The sequence below is a fragment of the Nitrospirota bacterium genome, assembly GCA_016180645.1.
GTDB lineage: Bacteria > JACPQY01 > JACPQY01 > JACPQY01 > JACPQY01 > JACPAV01.
Map to the genome: position 1 here is coordinate 1 of JACPAV010000016.1, position 12,567 is coordinate 12,567.

The following is a 12,567-nucleotide window of genomic DNA, read 5'->3' on the forward strand; positions in this document are numbered from 1 at the left end:
ACCGGAAAACGGCTCCTGTCTCAAAATTCACGGCGTGGAAATGGCCTTCCCTCGTGAAGTGATGTTCACACAGCATGGAAAAATGGCAAAAGTCGAGCTAAGCGTTGACGCTCAATTTGGACAGCACGAGGCGCATGAGGCGGGCGTATTCCCTCACTCGGCTGAAAATCTTCGCGGCCAATTCCTCCTCGTAAGCGTGAGAGGTCAAGTTGCGGTCGTCCGTCATCTCGAGGAGGCAACGAACGTCCGCCTCGTTGAGTAGCCCCGCGCCCAGCAACTCCCGGAAGCAGTCCTTCGGACCATGGCCGGAGAGACCCTTCGTCTGCCGGAGATACGCCCGCACGAATTTTCACAGGGACTCGAAGGTGTATTCGAATCGTTGAATGGTTGCATCCCTGACGAGAAGAGAGAAAGGTTCGGTCAAGGCCGCTTCGAGCGTGGCGAGCGCTTTCAGGGCTTTCTCGCGCCGAAGATTCAGATTTTCCACATCAATCCTTGCCATTCTAGCATTCTACCGGAATGATCGGCTACGGCGCGGCGGGCCTGCCATCGGGCCATGACGGGGATCTTCAGACTGCAGGAGCCTCCGGACAATTCCCGTGGAAGCCGTCCCGTTCCCGTAGAGACGAGGTTGACCTTGAGGGGCAGGCATTCGGAGTGTACCAGAGCATATGCGGGTGGGATCGAAGCCGGCGAGGGTGTTCCAGCCGGAGTGCACGGTTTCAGTCCATTCGGTTTCGTCCCGCAGCGTGACGCAGGGCACCGCGAGCCAATAGGCCTCCTTTTGGACGCCGCCCGAGTCGGTCAGGATCACCTTTGCCCGGGATTCCAAGGACAACATCTGAAGGTAGGAGACGGGCGGAATCACATGCAAGTCCGAAAGCGATATCCGGTTCTTTCTGGTGGCTTTCCGGGTCCGTGGATGGAGGGGGAACACGACCGCCAACCCCGACTTGGCAATTCGATGGAGGCCCTCCAAGATGCCACGCAATCGATCCGGATTGTCCGTATTCTCGGCGCGATGAATTGTTGCCAGGGCGTAATCGCCGCCGGTGACGCCTATCAAGGCAGGAGTCAGCGAGACGCTTTTCAACCTGGACCGACAGGACTCCAGAATGTCATGCATGACATCCCCGACTTCATGGACGCCTTGACTGATCCCCTCTCTCCGCAAATTCCGAACGGCCAGCCGGGAGGGACAGAACAGGAATGTGGAGAGGTGATCGGTCAGGACGCGGTTTACCTCCTCGGGCATGGAGCGTTTGAAGGATCTCAGACCGGCTTCGACGTGTGCGATGGGCACGCCCAGCTTGGCGGCCGCCAGCGCGCCGGCCAATGTACTGTTGGTATCGCCATACACGAGGATGAGGTCGGGTCTTTCCCTCATCAGCACCGGTTCAATTTTCAGGAGGATCTTCGCGGTTTGGTGGCCGTGCGATCCCGATCCAACGCCGAGATGATATTTCGGCCTGGGCAACCGGAGTTCCCTGAAAAAGATGGCGGACATTTCGTAATCGTAGTGTTGGCCGGTATGGATCAGGATTTCTCGGATCTTTCGCCGGCGGCTCTTGTTGTGGGCGGCGATGGCCCGCGATACGGCTGCCGCCTTGATGAAATTGGGCCGCGCCCCCACGACGGTGGCGATTTTCAAGGATCTTACTTCGTGTCGGCGATCAGCCATCAGCGGTCAGCGATCAGCTTCCGGACAAGGCAGGAAAGGGAGTTTCTACCTGTTGCCCGTGTTCGTAACCTGAAGTCCATGCTTCTTGTACACTTTCCGGCACCTTGAACATCGAGCCCGATTCCTGGCGAATCGGAGGGACTCTCCGCAGATACAGCGCCAGCCGGAGATCCGGCTTGGTATGCCTGTCATCTGGGCGTAGTCAGGCACCTCCTTCGTAACCACGGCTCCGGCACCCACGAAAGCGTAGCGGCCGATGGTTACGCCGCATAGGAGCGTCGCGTTCGCCCCGAGCGTCGCTCCCCGCTTCACGCGAGTCGCGCGGAACTCGCTTTTTCTCTCGATCTCGCTCCGCGGATTGACCACGTTCGTAAAGACCACGGAGGGGCCGCAGAAAACGAAGTCCTCCAATTCGACCCCCTCATACACGGAAACGTTGTTCTGTATCTTGACCCCGTTCCCGATCCTTACGCCTTTGCCGACGAATACATTCTGTCCGAGGATGCAGTTCTCACCGATCCGTGCACCTTGCATCACATGGCTGAAATGCCAGATGCGCGTTCCCTTGTCTATCTCGCAGGACTGATCGATCACAGCCGAGGGATGAGCGTAGAACGCCGCCCGGCTCATGCGGTTGCCTCTATGGGGAGACGGACCGGCTCGCCATGGGTGATGAGGGATCGCTGGGCGGCTTGAAGGACGCGCAGGACGCGAAGTCCGCTCGCGCCGTCCGTTAGCGGAGGTTTCCCCGACTCCATCGCGGAAAGGAATGCCTTGCACTCGATCCGCAACGGCTCGTCGGCCGCGAAGGGGATCTCCTCTCCCCGACCGTCCACGGGCATCGGAACGCCATCCTTCACTTCCACCCGTCGATCGTAGAGGAGAAGTTTCTTCGATTGGTCGTCGAAGCTCGCCATTCTCTGAGTGCCGATCACCACAAGCCGTTGCTCTTTGAAGGGATGAAGCCAGGACACGAAAATGTGCGCCCGGACGCCGTTGTCGAACAGAAGGTTCGTAATCGTGACGTCGGCCACGTTGGGCTGAACGTAGTTCCCTCCGCACGCCACGACTTCAAACGGCATGGAATTCGCAATCCGGAGCGTGATCGCTATGTCGTGCGGCGCAAAACTCCACAGGATGTTCTCTTCGCGGCGAACTTTTCCGAAGCTCAGCCGGTTGGAGTAGATATACTGGATCTTGCCGAGCCGGCCGGACTCGACCACGTTCATCAGCTCGGCGACGGCGGGATGGTATTCGAGAACATGACCGACCATGAGAATCAGGCGGCGATCACGCGCCATTTTCACGAGTTCCGCGCCCTGATCGTAGTCGAGCGCCAGCGGTTTCTCGCAGAACACATGCTTGCCCGCCATCAGCGATTGACGCGCCAATTCGAAATGGGTGGAGGCGGGGGTCGCGATCACGATCCCGTCCACCTTTGAGACCCATGCCTGGGCCGGATCGGAGGCCAAGTCGATCCGTGGCGCCATCTTCCCGGCATTTTCGCGGGCCTCCTCTGAGGGATCGCATACCATCGCCAGCACGCCGAGTTCGGCGAAATTGCGAACGAGATTGCGCCCCCAGTATCCGGAGCCCAAAACCGCAACTTTCATAGGCGACATGGCGAACGATTGGCCCGGAGGATACCACGGTCGATCCGGGAAGGACAGTCAGCTCCTGGATCGTCCAATAATTGGACTATTTTCGCTCCCCTCGTAGATCTCCGAGGGGGATGTTCTCAGGCAGGCTTGCGTTCGAGGACTTCGACGCGGCGCTTGAGGTCCTGGAACTCTTGGCCGGCAACGGCGGCGATCCGGCGAACGGCTTCCTCGATGTGGTCGAGGCGCACGCCGTGCTGCTTGAGTTCCGTGGACATGCCCGCCATTTCAAGTCGCATGGCCTCCTGCTCCCTGCGCATGGCTATCTGCTCCTGGCGAACGCCATCCAGTCCCTCGCGAACGGTGTCCAATCCCTCCCGTACGGAAGCCAGACCCTTTTCCATGCCGTCCAACTTCCCAACGATCTGCCGCAGGTAGTCGTTTGCCAAGTCCATTCCGTTTCCCTTCTTCGCCACGGGCATATTCTACCTCCTCATTCAGGGCAAGTTCAACACGGCAGTCGGTATTAGCTTGTTCACGGTGGTGGTATCGCCGAGCTGGTAGCTTGCATTCGCGCCCCAGCATTTGACGGCGCCATCCGAGATCAACGCGCAAGTGTGGCCCCCCCCCGCGCCAACGTCCTCGCCGCCGGCGATGGCAATCACATTCGTGAGGCTGGAGACGGTCACTGGAATTGTGCTGCTGGCGGTCGAGCCATCACCAAGCTCGCCTTTCACGTTCTTCCCCCAGCATTTCACCGTGCCGTCATCGATGAGGGTGCAGGTATGAGCGCCGCCCGCGGCAAGGTAGACCGCCCCGCTGGTCAGCGACGTCACCGCCACCGCGAAGTTCCGGTCGGTCGTCGTCCCGTCGCCCACCTGCCCGCCGTCGTTCTTTCCCCAGCACTTGACCGTGTCGTTGATCATCCTCGCGCAAGTGTGGGACCCGCCTGAGGCGATCTGATACACCAGATTCACGGTGAGCGAACTGACGGCTACGGGGACGCTCCGATTGGTGTTCGTTCCATCGCCGAGTTGGCCGTTGGCGTTGAGTCCCCAACACACCACCGCCTTCCCCGCGCTCGCATTGAAAGCGCAGGCGTGATCGCCCCCCAGACTCAGGGCCACCACGTTGGTCAACGTAGTGACCGCGACCGGTGCGTACCGATCCACCGTCGATCCATCGCCCACCTGGCCGGCGTCATTCTTCCCCCAGCACTTGACGAAGCCATCGACGGTTATGGCGCAGGAGTGGTTGAGGCCCGCCCCGACATTGAGGGCGTTCGAAAGCGACGTTACGGCCGTGGGGAAGGACCGGTTCACCACCGTTCCGTCGCCGATCTGGCCGCTCCCATTGAGTCCCCAGCATTTCACATTGCCGCCTGCCACGAGGGCGCAGGCATGCGACCCACCCGCGGCCAAGGCCATCACGCCCGTCAGCGATGTGACAGGCACGACGGCAGCCCGATTCATTGTGGTCCCATCGCCCAGTTGCCCACTCGCGTTCGCGCCCCAGCACCGGGCGGTCCTGTCCGACACCAGCCCGCACGTAAAGGCCCCACCAGCGACCAGCCCCTCATGAAACGGGAGGGCCGATGGGCCTGCGCCCCGGTTGCGGTCTATCCGAGGCACGATCATCCCCGGCGCCCCGATCGTGAAACTAGTAGTGACCGGCACGTACCGGTCGACCGTCGTTCCGTCTCCGAGCTGGCCGGAGTCGTTCAGTCCCCAGCACCGGACGGACCCATCGGCCACGATGGCGCAGCCATTGCTGTGGCCTGTCGTGATCTGGAGGGCCCCCGTCAACGACGTCACGACCACGGGTGTCCACCGGTCCAGCGTCGTCCCATCACCGAGCTTCCCATTCGCATTTTGTCCCCAGCATGCCGCGCGCCCGTCCGCCAAAAGCGCACAGTTCGCCGACTGGAGGCCGTCCACGGCGAGCGCCCCCGTAAGGGAGCTCACGACCACAGGCGTATGTTTCTCCACGGTTGTTCCATCCCCGAGGGCCCCCCCCACGTTGCGGCCCCAGCACTTCACGAGGCCGTCCGGGGTCACCGCACAGGATTCACTTTCCACCCCGATGTCGCGGGCGTAGACCGGGCCGCTCACCACCACCGGCGCCAGGGCATTGTTCGTCGTTCCGTCCCCGACCGCGCCAAAGGCGTTGTACCCCCAGCACTTCACCTTGTGGTCGCCCCCGTCCATGCCACACATCGGTCCAGTCGGTCCCGGCCCGCTGCCCGCATCGATCATTCCGGAGGAAAGGCCGCCTATCCCAACCGGGCTCCAGAAGCCTGTGTTGGTATCCCCATGGCCGACGTTGCCGTCGACATTGTATCCACCGCAATAGTAGCCGTGGCCTCCCCCGTTGGATTCCTTGCCGACGAAACAGCTTGTGTACCCGGCCGACACCGCCGTCGCCGCGATGAAGGTGACCGCCGAAGGCGTACTCTTGGTCACCGTCGTTCCGTCTCCGAGCTGGCCGTAGTCGTTGGCCCCCCAACACCTGACGGCACCGCTCCCCAGCACGGCACAATTCGACCACCGAGCCGAATCCAGCATTCCCACGCTTGTGAGTGTCGATACCTGGACGGGACTCGTCCGACCGGTAGTCGTCCCGTCCCCGAGCTGGCCTGACGTACCCATTCCCACGCACCGAACCGTCCCATCCGCGAGGAGGAAACAGGTGTGGTGCCAGCCTGTCGCCACCGAGACCACGTTGTACGTCCACGTGATGGCGCTTTTCTCCACGGTTGCCGTGCTCACGTGGCCGACCTGATCCTTTGCACGGGCGACGAAGTAGTAGCGGGTTCCTTTCGTGAGACTGCTGACGCTGTAGCTCGTCGCGCCCGCCGTTGACGTGTACGTCGCCGCAAACGATGAAACGCATCCTTGGTACGTCGTGGACTGGCAGATTTCGTAGACCAAGTCCCCTGCCGCCGTTACGTTGTTCGCGTCGGTCCCGGCCGGCCATGCCAAGTTGATCTGCGTGGTTGAAATAGTCGTGGCAGAGGTGAGACCGTCAAACGACGGTGCCGCCGCGTCGCACTTGCGGGAGATTTGCTCACCCGTCCCGACGTTCCCCGCGTTGTCGGTACCCCGCACGTTGACGAGAAGGTTGCCATTGTCCGTGCAGGCCGCGCTCGTAGTGCTGCAATTCACACCGGTCAATGTGGCATTGGCCCAATTCAGACCGCCGTCCTTGGAGTACTGGCAGGAGGCGCCCCCGGATCCAGACCCGTCGCTGAGGGTTGCCGTGATGTCGAACGTCTCATCGACGCATGTCGAGGCTCCGCACGTCACGGTCGCGTTCGCCGTGGCCACCGCCGTCACCGAGGGAACTGCCGTGTCCAGGATGATCGCCGCGCTCACCGGGCCGGCGTTGATGTTGCCGGCGGCGTCCTTGACCCAGGCGTAGAGGGTTTTCGTTGCGTCGACGGTGGAGAGTGTCGCCGATACCGGTTCGCTTCCCCACCCGGCGTCGCTTTCGGCAGGCGCGGTGGGCTGGCCTTCCCTCACGATCCACTTCGAGGCATCCGCATCGTTCGTAACACTCACATTGATCCCCACGGCGTTGCTTGCCGTGCACGCCGGGCAGTCTGCATCGCTCAGCGTCAGCGCCGGGTTCGCCGGGGCCACCGTGTCCAGCGTAATCGAGGCGCTCGCGGCCGCGCTCACGTTGTGCGCGGCGTCCTTCAGGTAGAGCTTCACCGTCTTCGATCCGTCCGTGGTGGAGAGGGTGAAGCTGGCGGGCTTCGTGGCCGCCCATCCCGATGCCGTCGGCGCCGGCGCCGATCCTTCCGTCAGGAACCAGGCCGCTGCGCCCGTGTCGTTCCCTGGCGTCACGGAAACGGAGGTCGAATTCGTGTGGGTGGCCGAATCGCTGGTTGAATCCTTCAGGGCCAACGTGGGGGCGGCCGGAGCCGTCTTGTCATTCGTGAGCGAGAGTACTGTGCTCTGGTTCCCCGCCAGGTCGATTTGGACGACATATATCAGGTCGGACGAGTCGCCCTTGTTGTCGCCGATCCCGACGGGTCCGAAAGACCCGTCGGCGTTACTCGTGACACGTGACACGTTGCTCGTAAGAAGACCGTCCACATAGACTTCAACGGTTGCCTTGCCTTCAACGGCGCCGGCCGATCCCGAAATCTGGTCTTCCGTACCCGGGGCGTTCTGCGCCACGGCCACCTTCGCGGCATCCGGTTTCGCGGGCAGGGTCGTGTCGGTCTTGAACACGCCCACAGCAGGATCAGACTGCTCGTTCCCCGCCTCGTCCACGGCGCTCACCTTGAGCGTGTGGTCACCGTCGCCGAGTCCGCTCATCTCGTGCGAGGCGCTGCAACCCGCGAGAACGGATCCATCCAGAGAGCAGAGAAACGCGCAATTCGCCTCCGAGCAAGAGAGTGTAGCGGTCACGCTCGTGGCGCCGGCGGGAGTGACCGGTAGTCCCGAAATGGAGGCCGCCGGTGAGATGGTGTCTACGGTCCACGTGTGGCCGGCCGGCGTCGCGTCGGGCGTGCCTGTAGCCGACACGGCGCGCACTTTGAACGTGTGGCGGCCTTCGCTCAGGGCCGAGTAGGACTGCGGAGACGCGCACGGGGCAAACTCCGTCCCATCCAACGAGCACTCGAACTTGATCCCGGAGTCCGTTGCAAACTTGAAGGAGACGGAATTCACCTTCGAAAACGCCCCCGGCTTGGCGGTGAGCGTGGTGCTCGGCTCGCCCGTTGCCGTGGCGGCCGGTGTGGTCGATCCGGGCTGAACCGTCGTCGTCGCACTCTGCGGGTCCGCGCCCGCCGTGGTCGTCTTGCCCGACTCAATCGCCTGCGTGAAACTCTGCGTGAGTGAATCGGTCGCCTCCTGCACTGCCGCAGCCGTCGGCGCGTCGGAAGCGTTGTTGGGATTCGTCTGTAGCTGGACCTCCAACCAGTTCGGCACACCATCCGAATCGGAATCCGGGGTGACGACACCCCCCTCCGCAATGGCAACCGTGGGCTTTTGGCCGGAGAAGTCGACCGAGGCCTGTACCGATACGTAAATGACGCTGCCGGACGCATCGGTGATCACGATCGCGAGGATACCCGTCAAGGCGGCGTCCTGCCTTCTGGCCGGCGCTCCTCGAACCCCCGCCAACGCTTGGGTTGGGACCTCCACGATCAATCTTGCCGCGTCAGCGTCTCGGTCTTCCTCGATCCTCAGCCGGAGTTTCTCAGCCACCACGGCATTGTTGTAGACCACCGTGGCGACGCCGTCGGTCGATTGAACCAGTCCGGCTACAGCCTTGCTGGTCGGGATTTCGACCCTGACGGTGTCGGCCTCACCGCCTCCACCGGAACAGCCTACCAATAGGAATGTCGCGGCCACTGCGGCCACCAGAACCCACATAATCATGTCAGATGTTTTCATTGCTCCCTCCTTCTCAATTTTCCCGAATGGAGAAAAAGAATGATCGTGATTGTTCCCCCCATCCTCACCTTCCCCCTCAGCCTACTCCGCCGTAGCAGCTCCGGCTGCGAAGGCCGGAAGGGGGGGAGGGACAGCAAAGAGCGCGCCTCGCCCTTTTCCCCCTCCCCCTTGACGGGGGAGGGTCAGGGTGGGGGTGAAGGCCTACGAATGATTCCTCGCCTTCGTCGATTCTCGCGGGAAGCCCGTGTGAGGACTCGCAACGTCGGTCGTTTGAAAAACAGGCACGATGAGATGTACAACCCGACTGGGGTGCGCTTTTCAGGGTTCCCACCATCGATGAGCTGCGAGCTCCCCTTCCCGCTTTCCCGTCTCCCTACCCCGCCGCGCCGCATCCTCCTGCGCCTCTCGGCGGTTCCTCGCTCTCGTCCTTCCTGGTCAAGTCATGTTACGGAAGCACGACCGTTGGTGTCAAGCCTCGGGATTTCGGAATTCCGCCCACTAGGACATGGCGTGTCGCTTGCAGTTGGACACGGTTGGTGTACCTTTCCGATGTTCCACGTCGAAGAAATCACGCCGGGGTAGCTCAACGGCAGAGCGGCGCATTCGTAATGCGTAGGTTGGGGGTTCAAGTCCCTTCCCCGGCTCAATGATTTCGGTGAGTTAGGCCGGGATCGTGAAAAGGCCGGTAGCCCGATGTGGCTACAGTGTGGCTACGACCGGCGAAATTGGGGGCTTGTGGCTACCCGGCTTGGGCCGGTGCATGGGCCAGAGCAGCCCCCGACTCACCCCGCCAATAGGCATTGAGGATGCCCCCGGCCCGTTTCAAGTTCCACGGCGACAGGTGGGCGTACCGGAGCGTCATCTTGATGTCCTTGTGACCGAGCAGTTCCTTGATCGTGAGGATGTCCACCCCGTTGATCGCCAGCCAAGAGGCGTAGGTGTGGCGCAGATCGTGAAAGCGGAAGCCCTCAAGTCCGGCCCGTTTCAGGGCGGACGCCCATGACAACTTGAAGTTGTCTAATTCCTTTCCCTCCGGGTTGAAGAACACCAAGTCGGACTTGATGTGATGGGGCTTCTTGGAAAGACATTCCCGTGCTTCATCCGTCATGGGGACAATGCGAACGGTGTTGTTCTTTGTCGCCACGATCTTGATGGCGCGATTGTCGAAGTCCACTTGTTCCCACCTCATCGAGAGAACTTCCCCCCGGCGCCCCCCCGTGTGAAGCGCCGTCAACACGATGGGGAACAGGTGGGGGGATGGACTCGCGGAACATTCCGCAAGCAACTTGCGGGCTTCCTCAAGCTTGAGATACTGGAGCCGTCCGGGAGCGCCTTTCAAGGGTTTGATCTTGTGTGCCGTGTTCTGTTCCAACTCGCCCCATTCGACAGCCTTGGTGAACATGTGTTTCAGCACCGCGAGTTCCCGGTTGACCGTATCCCGCTTGACCGATCCGCCCTTTCTCGATGAATCGTCCAGACGCCGCGTGATGTAGGCTTCAATGTCCTTCCGCGTAATGTCGGATAGCAATTTCTTCCCGAAGAACCCCCTGAAGTGGTTGTCGTCCAGGATGCCCTTGTCCCGCTCGTGGCTCTTGGCGGCCTTGTGGGGCCGGGACCACGTTTCAAGGTAGCGGTCGGCAAACTCGGAGAATGACACACCGGCGGACCTGGGGGTGAGGAACGCGAAGTCCCCCGCCGCGATCTTGGCCTTGATCGCCGCTTCCGCCTTGCACGCCTCTTTGAACGACGTTCCAGCGGGAGAGCGGTAGCGCCGAAGGTTCTCGCCGCTCCCGTACCACACCTGCACCCAGTACGTTTCACCGCGTTTGTAGACGCTCATACCTTCCCCCTTTTCTTCTTCGGAATCGCTTGTCCGCACAGTGGACAGACCTTGACGAACGCCTGCACCGCCCGCCGGATCACTTCCGCCTGACTCACCCCCAGCCGCTTCGCCGTGGCCTTCACCTGGGCGAGTTCTTCACCACGGATCGGGAACGATGTCAATGTCATGTTCCTAAGCATGGTGCAACTATATAACTAGTACGCTAACCTGTCAAGCCCCCCCCTTGGGCTTCCACGCCATGAACGCCCTTCCCGACTCCTCCACGCGGGGGGCGTATCGCTCCAACCACGCGGAAAGCCATGCGACCCGACGACCCGGACGGCCAGGACGGGAAAGACGCCGATAAAGTTCCTCCGCGTAACGCTTGCTTCGACGGTGCCACCCGAAGTTGCTCCCGATCCCACCCACGGGCCGGTACGTCGTCCACTGGCTCATGTACGTGAACCCTGCGCATCGAAGGCACCGCCAACCCTCTTCGGTCTCGTACAGCGTCCGGCGCCGCTTGGAACAGTCAAGACAGACGAACAGGCGCATGGGGCGACCCCACACGCGGGGAACGGTGGTGGTCGTGACGCCCTGGGGCTGAACCCGTCCCGCGATCACGTCGCGTACCCGCAGGGTGGGAACACCGGCGATTTCCACCATCCTCGCGTATCGTGAAGGGGTTGGCATCCGAAATAGTTGGGGAATTAGGCTCGCCCTTTCGCCTGTGTCTTGGGATCACGTGAACGGGCAAGGGCTAGAAGCGGGGATAGGAGCATCGTCCACACGTCCACGGATCGCAACCGACCGCAATTGACCAGAAGGTGAAAATCCTTCGGTAGCACACCGCGCCTGCACAGGTCCGTCACGGCCTTCCACAAAGCCCGCTCCGACGCCTCCTTCGCTTTCTCAATCCGCATTTCAAATTGCTTCCGCTTCTGGCGCTCCTTGAGCTTGGCCGCCTGGATCTCTGGATCGTGACGGGGGCAGAAAGGATTGCTCTGGATGGGGACGTAGCGACATCCCTCGGCTTCACAGGTCCGGCTCGGATCGCGCTGGGGTTTCCCCTTGTGTGAAAGGCACCGGGTCCCACCCTGCCGGGCGAAGTAGTCGCACCGTCCGGCGTAGGGCCTCATGTAGTCGCACCGCCTCTCCGGGTCCGCCCATGGGGGGACGAAACTGGGTTTGTTCCACACGTCATCCGACATGGATCACCTCCTCACCCCGGAATCCCAAACGCCTGGCACTCCAACCGTCGGCCCTTCGCGCAGCTCATGGGTTGCCCGTTCTTTGGGGGCGTGGTACGAGTGCCGTCATGGGTCGAAAGCGTTTGGGAAAGGTCGTTGAGGTTCTCACGCAGCTTGGACTTGCCGCAGTCATCGGCGGGTTTGCCGATGCCGTGGTTGATGGTACCCGGAAGACCGTTGACTTGTATGGAATCGGCACGGGGATCGTTCTCTTGGTGCTCGCCATTTGGTTGACGGGGTACACCAACGGGGATAAACTGTAGCCCATGGATGCAGGGACGTTTCTCTTCTTGGCCTTCACCACCGTTCTCCTGTTTGGCGTGGGCATTTCAATTTACGCCTACATGGGCATCCGCAAGAGCCGCCCGGCCTGACTAATTCTCGGTTACCGTCACTGCATCTCCGGCGATAGAAACATTTTCTTGAACTCCGCCAGCCGCTCCAATTGATCCCGCGTGGCGTCCTTGAAGAATTCCGCGTCGTCCGTCGCCAGGTAGAAGATCGGCGAACCACCGGGGCGAACCAATCCGCACCATAGCGCCGTCGCCCGATCCAAGGTCACCCACATATCCCCGACGATCCCCGACACCCACCGGACGGCCAGCGTCCGCCCAGCCTTGTCGTTGATCCGTTCCCGGATGATGGACGCGGAAGGCTCAACTTCGCGGGGCACTTCCTGTGCCTTCTCACCCGCCCGCTCCCGAAGATACCGCCGGGCCTCTTCGATGGGGTCAACAGGGGATGTGTCCCCGTACACCGTACACTCAAACGATGTACTTTCAAGGGCTTGACTGTACGGTGTACGGTG

11 protein-coding genes, 1 tRNA gene and 1 pseudogene are annotated in these 12,567 nt (G+C 61.7%); 2 read left to right on the forward strand and 11 right to left on the reverse strand.

Annotated elements, in window-relative coordinates:
- Window positions 1–97: 97 nt before the first annotated feature.
- From HYT87_10405 to HYT87_10430, 6 genes and pseudogenes are all read right to left on the reverse strand, one after another.
- Window positions 98–502: pseudogene (locus HYT87_10405) on the reverse strand (nucleotidyltransferase substrate binding protein).
- A gap of 9 nt (window positions 503–511) precedes the next feature.
- Complete coding sequence (gene wecB, locus HYT87_10410) at window positions 512–1,651, reverse strand: UDP-N-acetylglucosamine 2-epimerase (non-hydrolyzing) (GenBank protein ID MBI2060172.1); 1,140 nt, start codon at window positions 1,649–1,651, stop codon at window positions 512–514.
- Between the two features lie 75 nt (window positions 1,652–1,726).
- The gene (locus HYT87_10415) at window positions 1,727–2,311 is read right to left on the reverse strand and encodes an N-acetyltransferase (GenBank protein MBI2060173.1); all 585 of its coding nucleotides are present in this window, start codon (window positions 2,309–2,311) and stop codon (window positions 1,727–1,729) included.
- Window positions 2,308–3,303: a Gfo/Idh/MocA family oxidoreductase gene (locus tag HYT87_10420; GenBank protein MBI2060174.1), complete on the reverse strand. Its 996-nt coding sequence runs from the start codon at window positions 3,301–3,303 to the stop codon at window positions 2,308–2,310. The genes HYT87_10415 and HYT87_10420 overlap by 4 nt, the downstream gene beginning before the upstream one ends.
- A gap of 116 nt (window positions 3,304–3,419) precedes the next feature.
- The gene (locus tag HYT87_10425; GenBank protein MBI2060175.1) at window positions 3,420–3,755 is read right to left on the reverse strand and encodes a hypothetical protein; all 336 of its coding nucleotides are present in this window, start codon (window positions 3,753–3,755) and stop codon (window positions 3,420–3,422) included.
- A gap of 21 nt (window positions 3,756–3,776) precedes the next feature.
- Entirely contained in the window at window positions 3,777–8,687 is a 4,911-nt protein-coding gene (locus HYT87_10430) for a hypothetical protein (protein MBI2060176.1), read from the reverse strand.
- A gap of 572 nt (window positions 8,688–9,259) precedes the next feature.
- On the opposite strand from HYT87_10430, the gene HYT87_10435 reads away from it, so the two are divergent.
- Window positions 9,260–9,331 (forward strand) — tRNA-Thr (locus HYT87_10435).
- Window positions 9,332–9,426: 95 nt separating this feature from the next.
- Here the strand turns inward: HYT87_10435 and HYT87_10440 are convergent.
- Genes HYT87_10440 through HYT87_10455 form a run of 4 tightly spaced genes read right to left on the reverse strand, consistent with a single transcriptional unit; the run spans window position 9,427 to window position 11,720 of the window.
- Window positions 9,427–10,527 (reverse strand): site-specific integrase, encoded by a 1,101-nt coding sequence (locus HYT87_10440; protein MBI2060177.1) that lies wholly within the window; start codon window positions 10,525–10,527, stop codon window positions 9,427–9,429.
- On the reverse strand, window positions 10,524–10,709 hold the full coding sequence (locus tag HYT87_10445; GenBank protein MBI2060178.1) for a ribbon-helix-helix protein, CopG family: 186 nt from the start codon (window positions 10,707–10,709) through the stop codon (window positions 10,524–10,526). Before HYT87_10445 ends, HYT87_10440 begins: the two co-directional genes overlap by 4 nt.
- A gap of 31 nt (window positions 10,710–10,740) precedes the next feature.
- Window positions 10,741–11,202 carry a hypothetical protein gene (locus HYT87_10450; protein ID MBI2060179.1) on the reverse strand — a complete coding sequence of 154 codons (462 nt, stop codon included), beginning with the start codon at window positions 11,200–11,202 and terminating at the stop codon, window positions 10,741–10,743.
- 17 nt (window positions 11,203–11,219) lie between these two features.
- Window positions 11,220–11,720 carry a hypothetical protein gene (locus tag HYT87_10455; protein ID MBI2060180.1) on the reverse strand — a complete coding sequence of 167 codons (501 nt, stop codon included), beginning with the start codon at window positions 11,718–11,720 and terminating at the stop codon, window positions 11,220–11,222.
- Window positions 11,721–11,827: 107 nt separating this feature from the next.
- Here HYT87_10455 and HYT87_10460 point away from each other — a divergent pair, with 107 nt between their 5' ends.
- Entirely contained in the window at window positions 11,828–12,022 is a 195-nt protein-coding gene (locus HYT87_10460) for a hypothetical protein (protein ID MBI2060181.1), read from the forward strand.
- Between the two features lie 128 nt (window positions 12,023–12,150).
- Here the strand turns inward: HYT87_10460 and HYT87_10465 are convergent, their stop codons facing one another.
- Window positions 12,151–12,516, reverse strand: coding sequence for a hypothetical protein (locus HYT87_10465; protein MBI2060182.1), 366 nt, complete (start codon window positions 12,514–12,516; stop codon window positions 12,151–12,153).
- Between the last annotated feature and the right edge of the window lie 51 nt (window positions 12,517–12,567).

Coding starts and splice junctions, on each gene's coding strand:
- HYT87_10415 (MBI2060173.1), bottom strand. CDS start 2,311: ATGAGCCGGGCGGCGTTCTACGCTCATCCCTCGGCTGTGATCGATCAG.
- HYT87_10420 (MBI2060174.1), bottom strand. CDS start 3,303: ATGTCGCCTATGAAAGTTGCGGTTTTGGGCTCCGGATACTGGGGGCGC.
- HYT87_10430 (MBI2060176.1), bottom strand. CDS start 8,687: ATGAAAACATCTGACATGATTATGTGGGTTCTGGTGGCCGCAGTGGCC.
- HYT87_10440 (MBI2060177.1), bottom strand. CDS start 10,527: ATGAGCGTCTACAAACGCGGTGAAACGTACTGGGTGCAGGTGTGGTAC.
- HYT87_10445 (MBI2060178.1), bottom strand. CDS start 10,709: ATGCTTAGGAACATGACATTGACATCGTTCCCGATCCGTGGTGAAGAA.
- HYT87_10450 (MBI2060179.1), bottom strand. CDS start 11,202: ATGCCAACCCCTTCACGATACGCGAGGATGGTGGAAATCGCCGGTGTT.
- HYT87_10455 (MBI2060180.1), bottom strand. CDS start 11,720: ATGTCGGATGACGTGTGGAACAAACCCAGTTTCGTCCCCCCATGGGCG.
- HYT87_10460 (MBI2060181.1), top strand. CDS start 11,828: ATGGGTCGAAAGCGTTTGGGAAAGGTCGTTGAGGTTCTCACGCAGCTT.